Source organism: Paraburkholderia sp. Ac-20342, from assembly GCF_017104985.1.
Classification (GTDB): Bacteria; Pseudomonadota; Gammaproteobacteria; order Burkholderiales; family Burkholderiaceae; genus Paraburkholderia.
Map to the genome: position 1 here is coordinate 24,424 of NZ_JAAGPQ010000078.1, position 14,734 is coordinate 39,157.

At 63.6% G+C, this 14,734-nt stretch carries 15 protein-coding genes; 3 read left to right on the forward strand and 12 right to left on the reverse strand.

What is annotated here, in order from left to right; genetic code table 11:
* Positions 1–57: 57 nt before the first annotated feature.
* The 8 genes from fabF to G3N58_RS25685 form a co-directional block, all read right to left on the reverse strand.
* Positions 58–1,296 carry a beta-ketoacyl-ACP synthase II gene (fabF, locus tag G3N58_RS25650; protein WP_167285360.1) on the reverse strand — a complete coding sequence of 413 codons (1,239 nt, stop codon included), beginning with the start codon at positions 1,294–1,296 and terminating at the stop codon, positions 58–60.
* Positions 1,297–1,540: 244 nt separating this feature from the next.
* The gene (acpP, locus tag G3N58_RS25655; RefSeq protein ID WP_004197638.1) at positions 1,541–1,780 is read right to left on the reverse strand and encodes an acyl carrier protein; all 240 of its coding nucleotides are present in this window, start codon (positions 1,778–1,780) and stop codon (positions 1,541–1,543) included.
* Between the two features lie 150 nt (positions 1,781–1,930).
* Positions 1,931–2,680, reverse strand: a complete 750-nt coding sequence (gene fabG / locus G3N58_RS25660) for a 3-oxoacyl-ACP reductase FabG (protein WP_167042947.1) — start codon at positions 2,678–2,680, stop codon at positions 1,931–1,933.
* 103 nt (positions 2,681–2,783) lie between these two features.
* The gene (fabD, locus tag G3N58_RS25665) at positions 2,784–3,719 is read right to left on the reverse strand and encodes an ACP S-malonyltransferase (protein WP_206000530.1); all 936 of its coding nucleotides are present in this window, start codon (positions 3,717–3,719) and stop codon (positions 2,784–2,786) included.
* A 113-nt stretch (positions 3,720–3,832) separates the two neighbouring features.
* On the reverse strand, positions 3,833–4,822 hold the full coding sequence (locus G3N58_RS25670; protein WP_205990300.1) for a beta-ketoacyl-ACP synthase III: 990 nt from the start codon (positions 4,820–4,822) through the stop codon (positions 3,833–3,835).
* Positions 4,822–5,928: a phosphate acyltransferase PlsX gene (gene plsX, locus G3N58_RS25675; RefSeq protein WP_167042941.1), complete on the reverse strand. Its 1,107-nt coding sequence runs from the start codon at positions 5,926–5,928 to the stop codon at positions 4,822–4,824. The genes G3N58_RS25670 and plsX overlap by 1 nt, the downstream gene beginning before the upstream one ends.
* 171 nt (positions 5,929–6,099) lie before the next feature.
* Positions 6,100–6,279 carry a 50S ribosomal protein L32 gene (gene rpmF / locus G3N58_RS25680; RefSeq protein ID WP_167042939.1) on the reverse strand — a complete coding sequence of 60 codons (180 nt, stop codon included), beginning with the start codon at positions 6,277–6,279 and terminating at the stop codon, positions 6,100–6,102.
* Positions 6,280–6,380: 101 nt separating this feature from the next.
* Positions 6,381–7,037 carry a DUF177 domain-containing protein gene (locus G3N58_RS25685; protein WP_206000531.1) on the reverse strand — a complete coding sequence of 219 codons (657 nt, stop codon included), beginning with the start codon at positions 7,035–7,037 and terminating at the stop codon, positions 6,381–6,383.
* A gap of 365 nt (positions 7,038–7,402) precedes the next feature.
* Here G3N58_RS25685 and G3N58_RS25690 point away from each other — a divergent pair, with 365 nt between their 5' ends.
* Both G3N58_RS25690 and G3N58_RS25695 read left to right on the forward strand, forming a co-directional pair.
* Positions 7,403–8,020: a Maf-like protein gene (locus G3N58_RS25690; RefSeq protein ID WP_206000532.1), complete on the forward strand. Its 618-nt coding sequence runs from the start codon at positions 7,403–7,405 to the stop codon at positions 8,018–8,020.
* Positions 8,017–8,736, forward strand: coding sequence for an SAM-dependent methyltransferase (locus G3N58_RS25695; RefSeq protein WP_206000533.1), 720 nt, complete (start codon positions 8,017–8,019; stop codon positions 8,734–8,736). Before G3N58_RS25690 ends, G3N58_RS25695 begins: the two co-directional genes overlap by 4 nt.
* 144 nt (positions 8,737–8,880) lie before the next feature.
* Here the strand turns inward: G3N58_RS25695 and G3N58_RS25700 are convergent, their stop codons facing one another.
* Genes G3N58_RS25700 through G3N58_RS25715 form a run of 4 tightly spaced genes read right to left on the reverse strand, consistent with a single transcriptional unit; the run spans position 8,881 to position 12,033 of the window.
* Positions 8,881–9,897, reverse strand: a complete 1,017-nt coding sequence (locus G3N58_RS25700) for a S49 family peptidase (protein ID WP_167042931.1) — start codon at positions 9,895–9,897, stop codon at positions 8,881–8,883.
* 33 nt (positions 9,898–9,930) lie between these two features.
* Positions 9,931–10,347, reverse strand: coding sequence for a Rieske 2Fe-2S domain-containing protein (locus G3N58_RS25705; RefSeq protein WP_167042929.1), 417 nt, complete (start codon positions 10,345–10,347; stop codon positions 9,931–9,933).
* Positions 10,344–11,003 (reverse strand): HAD-IA family hydrolase, encoded by a 660-nt coding sequence (locus G3N58_RS25710; RefSeq protein WP_167042927.1) that lies wholly within the window; start codon positions 11,001–11,003, stop codon positions 10,344–10,346. Before G3N58_RS25710 ends, G3N58_RS25705 begins: the two co-directional genes overlap by 4 nt.
* The gene (locus G3N58_RS25715) at positions 10,996–12,033 is read right to left on the reverse strand and encodes an RluA family pseudouridine synthase (RefSeq protein ID WP_206000534.1); all 1,038 of its coding nucleotides are present in this window, start codon (positions 12,031–12,033) and stop codon (positions 10,996–10,998) included. Before G3N58_RS25715 ends, G3N58_RS25710 begins: the two co-directional genes overlap by 8 nt.
* Before the next feature lie 738 nt (positions 12,034–12,771).
* Between G3N58_RS25715 and G3N58_RS25720 the strand changes: the two genes are divergently transcribed.
* Positions 12,772–14,734: Rne/Rng family ribonuclease (locus G3N58_RS25720; RefSeq protein ID WP_206000535.1), on the forward strand; the 1,963-nt coding region annotated here is incomplete at its 3' end.

Here is a 14,734-nt window from a genome sequence, read left to right on the forward strand (position 1 = left end):
TGCTTCCGGAGAAAGCGCCGGCAAGGCCGGCGTCGTGGACTGGTGCGTCACCCGCGATCAGGCGCGCTTGAAAACCAGCGTGCCGTTCGTGCCGCCGAACCCGAACGAGTTCTTCAGCGCGACGTCGATCTTCATTTCCCGCGCCGTGTTCGCGCAGTAATCGAGATCGCAGGCCGGGTCCTGATTGAAGATGTTGATAGTCGGAGGCGACACCTGGTGATGCACGGCCAGCACCGTGAACACCGATTCCAGACCGCCGGCGCCGCCCAGCAGGTGACCCGTCATCGACTTGGTCGAGTTCACGACGATGTCTTTGGCGTGATCGCCGAATGCGCGCTTGATGCCGGTCGTTTCTGCGAGGTCGCCAAGCGGCGTGGACGTGCCGTGCGCATTCAGGTAGCTCACCTGATCGGTGTTGATGCCCGCGTTCTTCAGCGCGGCCAGCATGCAGCGGCGCGCACCGTCGCCGTCTTCGAGCGGCGCGGTCATGTGATAGGCGTCGCCGCTCATGCCGTAGCCACTGATTTCGGCGTAGATCTTCGCGCCGCGCGCCTTCGCGTGCTCGTACTCTTCGAGCACCATCACGCCCGCGCCTTCGCCGAGCACGAAGCCGTCGCGGTCCTTGTCCCACGGACGGCTCGCGGTCGACGGATCGTCATTGCGTTGCGACAGCGCGCGCGCCGCCGCAAAGCCGCCGATACCGAGCGGCGACACGGTCGATTCCGCGCCGCCCGCGATCATCACGTCGGCGTCGCCGTATTCGATCAGGCGCGAAGCCTCGCCGATGCAGTGCAGACCCGTCGTACACGCGGTAACGATCGAGAGATTAGGCCCCTTGATGCCGAACTTGATCGACAGATGGCCGGAGATCATGTTGATGATCGAGGCCGGCACGAAGAACGGCGAAATGCGGCGCGGACCGCGATTGAGCAGTTCGGTTTGCGTGATCTCGATCATCGGCAGACCGCCGATGCCCGAACCGACCACGACGCCGATGCGCTCCGAATTCTCTTCAGTGACTTCGAGGCCGCTGTCGCGCATCGCCTGGATGCCGGCGGCCACACCGTAATGGATGAACGTATCCATGTGACGCGCTTCCTTACCGGGGATGTAGTCCTCGATATTGAAGCCCTTCACCTCGCCGGCGAAACGAGTCGAAAAGTTCGACGCATCGAACTTCGTGATATTGGCAATGCCCGACTTGCCGGCGACCAGATTGGCCCAGCCATCGGCAACATTATTGCCAACAGGCGAAATCAGCCCCAGGCCTGTAACGACAACACGACGGCGGCTCACGGTAACCCCTTTTTCATAGATGACAAAAGCAAAAGCCACAGCGGCCACAGGAATTCGCCCTGTGAGCCCTGTGGCTGTTTAAGTCGGCAATCGCGCGGAAAAATGCGCTGTCAACATCGCGGCTCCCTGCATGGCAAACGGCATACCCGAGGACACGCCAGAACGCGCCAGCCCCGCTGGCACCTGCAAGCGGCGCGGCAGGGCGTCATACGCCGCCAATGCAGAAACGCGGGCGCGAATGACCTTAGGCCTTGACGTTCGCGCGAGCGTAGTCGATCGCTTGCTGAACGGTAGTGATCTTCTCGGCTTCTTCATCCGGAATTTCCATACCGAATTCGTCTTCGAGGGCCATCACGAGCTCGACGGTGTCGAGCGAGTCGGCGCCGAGGTCGTTCACGAACGACGCTTCGTTCTTGATTTCCGCTTCCGCAACACCCAGTTGTTCCGCGACGATCTTCTTGACGCGCTGTTCGATATTGTCCATTACCCCTCCAAGGGAAAAGAAGTTCAAAAATACAGGTGCGCGCATTTTATCAGGTTTGACCCGGCAAAAAAGCTGCGCATCGGGTTCCTGTCAAGGCATGCGCCTCGTGCTTCTACAAACGCACAAGGCGCGGATAGTAACCGAATTTGGTTACTGCATATACATGCCGCCGTTCACGTGCAGCGTCGTGCCCGTGATGTAGCCGGCCTGCGGCGACGCGAGGAACGCGACCGCATGCGCGATGTCTTCCGGGCTGCCGAGACGGCCGAGCGGAATCTGCGTCTTCAGCGCGGTCTGCTGCTCTTCGGGCAGCCCCTTCGTCATGTCTGTGTCGATAAAGCCCGGCGCCACGCAGTTCACGGTGATGCCGCGGCTGCCGATCTCGCGCGCGAGCGCGCGCGTCATGCCCGCGACGCCGGCCTTCGCGGCCGCATAGTTGATCTGCCCCGGGTTGCCGGCCGAGCCGACCACCGAGGTGATGTTGATGATGCGGCCGCCCTTCGCCTTCATCATCGGGCGCAGCACCGCGCGCGCGAGGCGGAACACCGCTTTCAGGTTGGTGTCGATCACCGCGTCCCAGTCGTCGTCCTTCATGCGCATCGCGAGCTGGTCCTGCGTGATGCCGGCGTTGTTCACGAGCACGTGCAGCGCGCCGAATTCCTTAACCGTGCCGTCGATCAGCGCTTCCGCCGCCGCCGCGTCGTTCACGTTGAGCACGGCGCCGCGGCCGTTCATGCCGGCTGCGTTAAACGCTTCGGTAATCGCGGCCGCGCCGCTTTCGCTGGTCGCCGTGCCGATGACCGTCGCGCCCTGGCGCGCCAATTCCATCGCGATTGCACGGCCGATGCCGCGCGATGCGCCCGTCACGATTGCGATCTGCTTGTCGAGAGTCTTTTCCATCTGTCAGTCCGGAGGCCCTTCGCAAAAGGCTGATTGATTCCTGAGGTGGGTCAGGCGCGGGCACGCCGCAGTCTTGCGGCTCCCCCGCCGACGGTGAAAACGCTCAGCCCGCCGCGACGAGCTTCAGCGTTTCTTCGAGCGATGCCGGATCGAACACCGACGCGCCAGTGAGATTGCCGTCGATACGCTTGGTCAGGCCGGCAAGGACCTTGCCCGGACCACATTCGATCACGTGCGTGACGCCCTGCGCGGCCATTGCCTGCACGCACTCGACCCAGCGCACCGGACCGGCTGCCTGACGCACGAGCGCGTCTTTGATGCCGGCCGGCTCGTTGACCACGGCGACGTCGATGTTGTTGATGACGGGAATCGACGGCACCTGAACGTCGACGCTCGCGAGGTACTCGCGCAACTGGTCCGACGCGGGCTTGAGCAGCGACGAGTGGAACGGCGCCGACACCGGCAGCGGCAGCGCGCGCTTCGCGCCCTTTGCCTTCGCGACTTCGCAGGCCTTCTCGACCGCAGCCTTGTGGCCCGCGATCACGACTTGCGCCGGCGCGTTGAAATTGACCGCTTCGACGACGCCCGCCGCCGACGCTTCCGCGCACACCGCGCGCACCGCGTCGTCGTCGAGGCCGAGAATCGCGGCCATGCCGCCGACGCCCACCGGCACCGCCGTTTGCATCGCCTGCGCGCGAAAGCGCACGAGCGGCACCGCGTCGCGGAATGCGAGCGCACCGGCGGCGACGAGCGCCGTGTATTCGCCAAGGCTATGGCCCGCGACGATCGCCGGCACCGGACCGCCGGCCTGCTGCCAGGCGCGATAAATCGCGTAAGCAGCGGTCAGCATGACCGGCTGGGTGTTGGTGGTGAGATTGAGATCTTCGGCCGGGCCTTCGGCGATCAGTTTGCCGAGGTCCTGATTGAGTGCGTCGGACGCTTCCTGAACCGTCTCACGCACGAGCGCGTGATCGGCGAATGCGTTGAGCATGCCAACCGCTTGCGAGCCTTGCCCAGGAAAAACGAACGCAAATTTCATATCGTCCCCAAAATCGGTTTAATCGGATGTGGCCGCGGCGAGCGGCTGCCGCATGGCGCGAGCAGCACGCTGGCCGCACGGGCGCTGCCAGCGGCGCGCCCCGCATGCGGCGATCAGTAGCGGATAACCGAGGCGCCCCACGTGAAGCCGCCGCCCACGCCTTCGATCAGCACGTTCTGGCCGCGCTTGATGCGGCCGTCGCGCACCGCGGCGTCGAATGCGAGCGGAATGGACGCCGCCGACGTATTGCCGTGCTCGCCCACCGTGACGACCATGCGTTCCTGCGGCAAGCCGAGCTTGCGGCAGGTGCTTTGCATGATGCGGATGTTGGCCTGATGCGGAATCAGCCAGTCGACCTGCTCGGCCTTCAGATTGGCTTTTTCGAGTGCTTCGACCGCAACCTTTTCGAGCACGTTGACGGCGAGCTTGAAGACCGCCTGGCCATCCATATGCAGGAACGCGCTGCCTGTCACCACGCCGCCGTTCACGTTGCCCGGCGTGCAGAGGATGTTCGAGTGGCTACCGTCCGCGTGCAATGCGCTCGCGAGCACGCCTGGCTCGTCGGACGCCTGCAGGATCACTGCGCCCGCGCCGTCGCCGAACAGCACGCAGGTGGTGCGGTCCTTGAAATCGAGAATGCGCGAGAACGTTTCCGCGCCGATCACGAGCGCAGTGCGATGCTGGCCGCTGCGGATGAAGCTGTCCGCCGTCGCGACCGCGTAGGCAAAGCCGGAGCAGACGGCCTGCACGTCGAACGCGGCGCCGTGGTTCTTGATGCCGAGCTTGTTCTGCAGCAGGCAGGCCGTGCTCGGAAACACGAAGTCGGGCGTGGAGGTCGCGACAATGATGAGGTCGATCGACTGCGGATCGATATCGGCCGCCTCGATCGCGCGCTGCGCGGCGATCAGCGCGAGGTCGCTCGTCGTGACATCGGGATCGGCGAAGTGGCGCGCGTGGATGCCCGTGCGCGCGACGATCCATTCATCGCTCGTTTCGACGCCCTGGCTGGCGAGACGCTCGGCCAGATCCTGATTGGTGACGCGGTTGGGCGGCAGGTAGCTGCCGGTGCCCAGCACGCGGGAATAGATTGTGGATTGAGCCATTATGCCTTCGAGGATTGCGCAGCGTAGGGCTCGGCCGGCTGGCCTGCGATCGGGCTTGCGTGGCCCGCACCGCTTGCGTCGCGCGCCGCCTGTTCGAGAGAACCCGCGTTCTCTTCCATCGCTCGCGCAAGGCGCTCCAGCACGCCGTTTTTGACGGCATCATACCCGCGTTTGATGGCCCACTCAAACGCATAGGCATCGGCGGAACCGTGGCTTTTGATCACGAGGCCGCGCAAGCCGAGCAGCGCGGCGCCATTGTATTGCCGATGATCGACGCGTTTCTTGAAACGCATCAATACCGGCAGCGCGAGCACCGCCATCACCTTGGTCAGCCACGAACGGCCGAACTCTTCCTTGATGATATTGGAGAGCATCTGCGCGAGACCTTCCGACGTCTTCAGCGCGACGTTGCCGACAAAGCCATCGCAGACGATCACGTCGACGGTGCCCTTGTAGATGTCGTCGCCTTCGACGTTACCGTGAAAGTTCAGGGTACTCGCGCGCAGCAGTTCGCCGGCGCGCTTGATGATGTCGTTGCCCTTGATGACTTCTTCGCCGATGTTGAGCAGGCCGATGGTAGGCCGCTCCTTGCCCTCGAGCGCAGACACGAGCGCGTGCCCCATCTCCGCGAACTGCAGCAGATGCTGCGGCTCGCAGTCGACGTTGGCGCCCAGGTCGAGCATCATCGTGTAGCCATGGGGATTGGGCAATGCGAACGCGATGGCCGGGCGTTCGATGCCCGGCAGCGTTTTCAGCACATAACGCGAGACCGCCATCAGCGCGCCGGTATTGCCGGCGGAAATGCAGGCTTGCGCCTCGCTTTCCTTGACGCGGTTCAACGCCACGCGCATGGACGAATCTTTTTTCTTGCGCAGCGCGACCTCGACCGGATCGTCCATTGCGACGACCTCGGTAGCAGATACGACGGTCAGCGCCGGCAGATCCTGAGCCTTCAACTTCTTCAGCTGCGCACGAATCGCGCTTTCAATGCCGACGAGCAGCAACTGCGCATCGGGATGCGAACGAACGAAGTTGACGGCAGCGGGAACGGTCACGGACGGGCCGTGGTCGCCTCCCATGCAATCTATCGTGAGCTTTACTGTCATGGAGTGCGACGAATTTCAGACGCTCTGCCTGGGAGCACAGCAAGCGCTAACGCGCCAACTGCGATCGATACAAAAAAGCGGCAGTTGAATGCCGCCTTCCTGTCGAACCGGGAAAATGTCAAGCGAGCCGATCGCCACGCGAAACGCCACAGGGCGCAACGCAGTGAACGATTAGTCGTTCTTCGTCTTGACGATTTTCTTGCCGCGATAGTAGCCGTTCGGGCTGATGTGGTGACGCAGATGCACTTCGCCCGTGCTCGGCTCGACGGCCAGCGGCGCTGCCGTGAGGAAATCGTGCGAACGGTGCATGCCGCGCTTCGACGGCGACTTCTTATTTTGTTGAACTGCCATGACTAACTCCTAAAAATTTTCCGAATTCTAACACAGCCCGATACGGTCTCCGCCACTAGCCGACTGACCAGGGCGCCCGCATCGCGCTCCCCTGCAACTGTTCAGTGCTTCCTGCCACCCGGCTCGTCGCGCTTGAGACTTTCGAGCGCCGCGAACGGATTGCGCCGCTCACCCGACTGCTCCGGCTCACCGCCTTCGCCCGCCTCGTCCTGCGCGGCTTCGTCGCCCTCGCCTTCGCTGCCGTCCACACCCGAGACAAGACTCTCGTGCACTTCAGGGCAGACCTCGTGCTTGGGCACAAGCGGCAAGGAAAGCAGCAACTCTTCTTCGATCAAGTCGATGAGATCGAACTGGCGCGAGCCCACGATCACCTCGACTTCATCCTCGTCGAGCGGAAACTCTTCGGCTTCCGCCTCCGTATTGACGATCCGGTAAGTTGCATCGACGTTGAACGTCTGCGAATACGGCGTCAAACATCGCTGACATTCGAGCCATGCGGCACCGTGAACCGCCATCCGCAGATAAGGCTGCGGACCTTCGGTGCCGTCGTCCTGCAATTCCGGCTGCGTCGTCCCTTCGGCCTGCCATGTGAACGCGGTATCGCGATCTGGCGCATCCGCCGGGACTTCGTTTAACATGCGCGGCAGTTGCGAGACGCGCACGACACCCGCGGCCTGGCGCCCGCTCCGCGTAAATTCGAACAGATCGAGTTCATGCGGGTCGGACAGACCTGCAGGTTTGCCAGGATGTTGAGTCATGTGCGCTCCTGCGTCGGCAAGCGTGTTGCCGGGGTGATCCGCGAAGGAAATCCACCGCGAAAATAAACCGGTGTGCGAGACAGCCCGCGAGGCTTGCGGCCGTTGCGTTGGCCTCTGCGTTTCAACCGGCTGTTCAACCCGCCGGCCGGCTTTCTTCAATCACCTTTCTTCGATCCTTCGCACAACTTCTGGAGCGCTGAAAGCCATCGAAAGCCACTGAACGCGCCCAAGCCCGTCGGCGCAAGCATACCGTGAAAAGCCCAAAATCATATCTGTTTTGTCTTTTCGAGTCAAACACTTAAGCCCGTACGCGCGCGAACTCCGCGCGGCCCAGTACGACCCGCCTCCCTAGCCGCCCGTCAATCATGTCAGATTCCCCCAAACGCCCGCCACGCCTGATTCTGGCGTCGAGTTCGCCATATCGCCGCGAACTGCTCGAACGCCTGCGTGTGCCGTTCGACGTCGTCGTGCCCGCCATCGACGAAACGCCGCTCGCGGGCGAAGCGCCCGAAGCAACCGCGTTGCGCCTGTCCGAAGCCAAAGCCCGCGCGGTCGCCAGCGGACTTGGCGCCGACGAGCACGCGCTCGTGATCGGCTCCGACCAGGTCGCCACTTACGACGGCCTGCAGATCGGCAAACCGGGCACGCACGACAAGGCACTCGCGCAATTGCAGGCGATGCGCGGCCGCGAAGTGCTGTTCCATAGTGCGCTATGCCTGTTCGACAACGCCACGGACAACGCGCAAAGCGTCGACGTGATCACCCGCGTGCGCTTTCGCGATCTGCCGGACGCCGCGCTCGACGCCTATCTGCGCGCCGAAACGCCGTACGACGTCGCCGGCAGCGCCAAATCCGAAGGGCTCGGCATCGCGCTGCTCGAGGCGATCCATTCCGACGACCCGACCGCGCTCGTCGGCTTGCCGCTGATCGCGCTGTCGAGCATGCTGCTCGCGGCCGGCTATCCGCTTCTGGGGGCTCGATGAACGGCACGCTCTATCTGATTCCCAATACGCTCGGCGAAGGCGACACGAACGCACTCGACGCCGTTCTACCCGCGCCGGTGCGTGCCCGCGCGGCGTCGTTGCACTATTACATTGGCGAAAACGCGAAAACCACGCGCGCATTTCTGAAGAAGGTCGGCACCGAACGGCCGATTCAGGCAATCGAGATTCGCGAGCTGAACGTCAATACGCCCGCGGGCGAGATCGACCGCCTGCTTGCCCCGCTGCTCGCGGGCACCGACGCGGGCCTCGTCTCCGAAGCCGGCTGTCCAGCGGTTGCAGACCCGGGCGCGCTGCTGGTGCGGCGCGCGCATGAGCGCGGCGTGAAGGTCGTGCCGCTGGTCGGACCGAGCTCGATCCTGCTCGCACTGATGGCCTCGGGACTCAACGGCCAGAGCTTCGCCTTCCACGGCTATCTGCCGGTCGACGCAGCGGAGCGTGCGAAGCGCCTGCGCGATCTGGAGCAGCAGTCGCGCAAAGGCAGGCAGACGCAGATTTTCATCGAGACGCCGTACCGCAACCGCGCGCTGCTGGACACCTTGCTCGCGACCTGCGCGCCGTCCACGCTCGTCTGCGTGGCGGTCGATCTGACGCTGCCGAGCGAAACCGTCGCGAGCCGCACCGTTGCCGACTGGAAGAAAAAGCCGGAGATCGATCTGCACAAGCGGCCGGCCATTTTCCTGATTCTGGCGGCCTGAGCGCAACGATCCGGGGGCAGTTGTCCCGGTCGGCAGGCAGGAAATTTGCCGCGATATAAGCAGAAGCCGCGCAATCGTCGCCGATTGCGCGGGCTTTTCGCAGACTTCCGATCATTGGCAGACCTGCGGCAGAACAGTCCGCGCTCAGTGCAGATTCACCTTCGCACCGAGCGCCATCGCCCGAACCGCACCCGCGCCTACCGCCGCGCCGAACTTGCGCGCAACACGATCCGTAATGCTTTCTTTTACCGTGTAATCGACGATATCCGGCGCTTTGAAGATTTCGCGCGCGACGTAATCGGGATCGCCGAAACCATCGGCAAGACCCAGCTCGACGCTCTTCTGCCCCGTCCAGAACAGGCCCGAAAACATGTCCGGCGTCTCATGCAGACGCTTCCCGCGCCCCTCGCGCACCGCGTCGATGAACTGCGCATGAATCTGATCGAGCATATCTTGCGCATGTTCGTTCATCTTCGGCGTTTCAGGCGAGAACGGATCGAAAAAACCCTTGTTCTCACCCGACGTATGCAGCCGGCGCTGAACCCCGAGCTTGTCCATCAAGCCAGTAAAGCCGAAGCCCTCCATCAGTACGCCGATCGAACCGACGATGCTCGCCTTGTCGACATAGATCTTCTCGGCCGCCGCAGCCGCATAGTAGCCGCCCGACGCGCACATGTCGCCGACCACGACGTAGAGCGGAATCGACGGATATTTGCCGCGCAAGCGGCGGATTTCGCTATTGATGATGCCCGCCTGCACCGGACTGCCGCCCGGGCTGTTGCAATAGAGAATCACACCTGCCGTGTCGGAATCCTCGAACGCGGTATCGAGCGCGGTATTGATATCTTCGGCGTTTGCATTCGTATCGGCAGCGATTTCGCCATCAAGTGTCACCATCGCCGTATGACGGCCGGTGGTCGCAACCCTCTCGCCAGAGAAGTTGACCGCGCCCCATACGACGAATGCGAACACGGCCAGCAGCACGAACCGGAAGAAAATGCGCCAGCGGCGTGCCGCGCGTTGCTCGTTGATCGCCGCGAGCGCAATACGCTCGAGTGCGGCACGCTCCCAGCCCGGTTCGCCGGCAGGCGTGCGGGAACGGCCACTCGGGGTGGGATCCGGGGTGGGATCTTTCGTCTCGGGAGTCAAATTATCGGACATGCGGGCAAGGGAAAGGTTGAGAGAAAGGGACAATCAAGGCGTAGCGGGCAGCAATTCGCCGTCAGGCAGCCAGAATACCGCGCTTCCTTCGGGCGTATGGCGCTCCTCGACCTGCACCGGACGCAATCTGCCGCCGCGGCACGGTCCACCCACGCATTTGCCGGTATCTGGCGCGTAAATCGCGCCATGTGTCGCGCACATCAAATATAAACCGGACGATTCGAAAAACTGCCCTTCCGACCAGTCGAGCTCCATCGGCACATGGGCACAGCGGTTCAGATAGCCATAAGCGCGGCCATCGTAGCGGATGAAGAACACCACGACATCGTGACCGCCAAGCCGCGCCTCGTGCCGGATACCTACCCCGCCGTCGACCAGCTCGTCCGCCGCGCAAATACGCACGGCCTGGACCGCACCAGTAGCAGCTGCGCCCGCCCCATCGCCACTCATGCGTTCTCCCGCAGCCAGCCAGACAGATCGCTCACGCTCGAAGCGACGAATTTCGGTGCCATGGCGCTCAGCGAGTCGGCCGGATGCGCGCCGTAAGTCACGCCGATCCCGGCCACGCCGGCATTGATCGCCATTTGCAGGTCATGCGTCGTGTCGCCAACCATGACCGTGCGTACCGTATCCTGCCCCAATTCGCGTGTCAGTTCGTGCAGCATCGCCGGATGCGGCTTGGAGAACGTTTCGTCGGCGCAGCGGGTGCCGTCGAACAGGCTCGTCAGGCGCGACTGGTCGAGCGCACGGTTCAGCCCCACGCGGCTCTTGCCGGTCGCCACGCCGAGCAGATAGCCCTGTTCGCGCAAGTCCTGCAGCATCTCCCGCACGCCCGGGAACAGCTCCGTGGTCTGATCCTTCACCAGATAGTGAAAGCGATAGCGCTCGGCAAGACGCGGATAGTCGGCCGGATCGAGCGTTGGCGCGGCCAGTTGCAGCGCGTCGCGCAAACCGAGGCCGATCACGTAACTCGCGGCTTCGTCGGCGGGAACCGGCAAACCCATATCGCGGCACGCCGCCTGGATACTGCGCGTGATATGCACGGTCGAGTCCATCAACGTGCCGTCCCAGTCAAACACGATCAGATCAAATTGCTCTCTAGCCATGCGATGTCGTCTCCGGGTCGAACCCCGTGCGTAATTCGTTGAGTTGGGCGATAAAACCGCGGCAGTCGGCCGGCAACGGCACTTCCAGCTGCAAAGGCGCGCCGGTGGCCGGGTGCGCGAGCTTCAGCCGGTACGCGTGCAAAAACATGCGCTTGAGGCCCGGCTTCGCGTTGGCGCGCGCAAGCGCCTTGTTCAGCGCGAAATCGCCGTATTTGGCGTCGCCGACGATCGGTAGTTCCAGATGCTGCAAATGGACGCGAATCTGATGCGTACGCCCTGTCTTCAGTTCGGCTTCGAGCAGCGCGTATTCCGGCCAGCGATCGACGAGGTTGAAGACCGTATGCGACGCGAGTCCGTCCGGCTGCACGCGCACACGGCGCTCGCCGTCCGGCGTCATGTACTTGTGCAACGGCGCCTTGACCGCGCGACGGCGGCCCCAGTCGGCCGCCCACTCGCCGTGGACGCACGCGTAGTAGCGCTTGTCCATCTGGTTCTCGCGAATCTGCTCGTGCAGGTTGACGAGCGCGGCGCGTTTTTTCGCAAGCATCAGGATGCCCGAGGTCTCGCGATCGAGCCGATGCACGAGTTCGAGGAATTTCGCCTGCGGCCGTGCCCCGCGCATCTGCTCGATCACACCGAACGCGACGCCACTGCCGCCATGGACCGCCACGCCGGCCGGCTTGTCGATCACGAGCAGATGCTCGTCTTCGAAAATGATGTTGAAACCGCCGCTCGGCACCGGCACATGGGCGGGCGCCTCGCCCTGCTGCGCGACGCGGATCGGCGGCACACGCACGAGGTCGCCGAGTTCGAGCCGGTATTGCGCGTCGATCCGCCCCTTGTTCACACGCACTTCGCCGCTGCGCAGGATGCGGTAAATATGGCTCTTCGGCACGCCCTTGCAGACGCGCAGCAGGAAGTTGTCGATGCGCTGGCCGGCCGAGCCGTCGTCGATTTCGATCAGCGAAACCTGGTCGCTCGCCACCGCGCTTGCAACCGGTCTCTGGGATGTTTTGCCTAACTCTTTCATTCTGAATATAATTTGCCCAGCAGTCTGCGGCGGCCGGCGCAGTGTCCGCACAGCGTCCGGATTGCAGGTGGATTGCGCGAGCGCAAGCGATAAACCGTTATTTTACTTGCGCCGGGGTCTGGTTGCTCACCCTGAAAATGAGATGCAACAAGTTGCACGCACGAAGTCCGCACCCGGCAGGGACGGCGCCCACAGGCGCGTTCGGTCAAGGTCGGCTTCGACGGTAACGGAAATTTGGTAAAAAAGAATTTAACTTCCAGCTTCGCGTTTCGGGTGGCATGACGCCCTGCTGTACGAAGCTGCAAGTCGCGAAAATACGGCGTGCGCCCAAGGCGTCTTGTAGAAAGTACAAGACATGGCGACGTCAAAATGAGGCGAGACACCCCCAGCAGGAAAAGACGCGCCGCCTGCGCGAACTTCCCGCTGCGGCTTGACCGCAGCTTTCGGCCTCTGCCCGCGCGCCTGGTTGGCGCACCGGCAAGGCAGAACGAAGGCTGATGAAGGTCGGCCGGCAGAACCCGCGGCGTGTCGGGTCATTATTTGAAGCCGTGTTCGCATGTGCCCTGCGGCACCGCGCCCATTTTTGACGGGCCGGGCCCTTCTCAGGCAATTCTCCCGCCATTTTTCCCGCTCCAGCGTGCTTGTGAAAACACAATAAGACGCGGCACGCCTGCCCTCTTTGCTCTCGCGACTGACAACCGCGCAGCTGGGCCGGCGAGGCTGCTCTGGAGTCGTTCAATGAAACGAATGTTGTTCAACGCGACGCAGCAGGAAGAACTGCGCGTCGCCATCGTCGATGGGCAAAAACTCATCGATATCGACATCGAAACCGCCGGCCGCGAACAGCGCAAAGGCAATATTTACAAAGGCATCATCACGCGCATCGAGCCGTCGCTCGAAGCCTGCTTCGTCAACTACGGCGAAGACCGCCACGGCTTCCTGCCGTTCAAGGAAGTCGCCCGCCAGTACTTCCGCGACGGCGTCGACATGCGTTCCGCACGCATCCAGGACGCGCTGAAGGAAGGTCAGGAACTGATCGTCCAGGTCGAAAAGGAAGAGCGCGGCAACAAGGGCGCGGCCCTGACCACGTTCATCTCGCTCGCCGGCCGCTATCTGGTGCTGATGCCGAACAACCCGCGCGGCGGCGGCGTGTCGCGCCGGATCGAGGGCGACGACCGTCAGGAACTGCGCGAAACCATGGCGCAGCTGCAACTGCCGGAAGGCATGAGCATCATCGCGCGTACAGCCGGCATCGGCCGCAGCGCCGAAGAGCTGCAGTGGGACCTGAACTACCTGATGCAGTTGTGGCGCGCGATCGAAGCCGCGTCGCAAAGCGGCACGGCCGGCCAGCCGATGCTGATCTATCTCGAATCGAGCCTCGTGATCCGCGCGATTCGCGATTACTTCCAGCCCGATATCGGCGAAATCCTGATCGATACGACCGAAATCCATGACCAGGCGCGCGCCTTCATGGACATCGTGATGCCGGACAACGTCGGCAAGGTGAAGCGCTACCACGACGACGTGCCGCTGTTCTCGCGCTTCCAGATCGAGCACCAGATCGAAACCGCGTACTCGCGCACGGTGCCGCTGCCGTCGGGCGGCGCGATCGTGATCGACCACACCGAAGCGCTCGTCGCGATCGACGTGAACTCGGCGCGCGCGACCAAGGGCGCGGACATCGAGGAAACGGCCGCGCGCACGAACCTCGAAGCCGCCGACGAAGTCGCCCGCCAGCTGCGTCTGCGCGACCTGGGCGGCCTGATCGTGATCGACTTCATCGACATGGAATCGGCCAAGAGCCAGCGCGAAGTCGAGCAGCGTCTGAAAGACGCGCTCAAGCACGACCGCGCCCGCGTGCAGATGGGCAAGATCTCGCGCTTCGGCCTGATGGAACTGTCGCGCCAGCGTCTGCGCCCGGCCCTGTCGGAAGGCAGCCACGTCACGTGCCCGCGCTGTAACGGCACGGGCCATATCCGCGATACAGAATCGTCCGCGCTGCAAGTGCTGCGGATCATTCAGGAAGAAGCGATGAAGGAAAACACCGCGGCGATCCACTGCCAGGTGCCGGTCGAAGTGACCGCCTTCCTGTTGAACGAGAAGCGCGCCGAAATCAACAAGATCGAGTCGCGTTTCAAGGTCAATGTCGTGCTGATCCCGAACAAGCACCTCGACACGCCGCACTACAAGCTCGAACGTCTGCGCCACGACGACGCGCGCCTCGACGATCCGCGCGCATCGTGGAAGATGGCCGAAGAAGCGGCCCGCGAACTCGAATCGGAAACCGGCTACAGCAAACGCGCCGAGGAAGTGAAGCCGAAGCAGGAAGCGGCGGTCAAGGGCATCACGCCCGAGAAGCCGGCGCCGAGCGCGCCGGTCCGCCCGGCGGCCGCCCCGGCTCCGGTCGCGGTGACGCCGGCGAGCGGCGGCTTCATCGGCTGGCTGAAGAATCTGTTCGGCATGCAGCCGGCTGCTCCGGCACCGGCCGCGCCGGCCACGACCGACAAGCAGCAGGCCCGTCCGCAACGCGGCGAGCGTACGGAGCGCGGTGAGCGCACCGGCGAACGTGGCGGCGATCGCAACCGCAACCGCCGTGGCGGCGCAGGCGGCCGTGATACGGCAGGACGCGGCGAAGGCGTGAGCGGCGGCCGTCAGGCACAAGGTCAGCAACCGTCGCAGCGTCGCGAAGAACGCGAAAGAG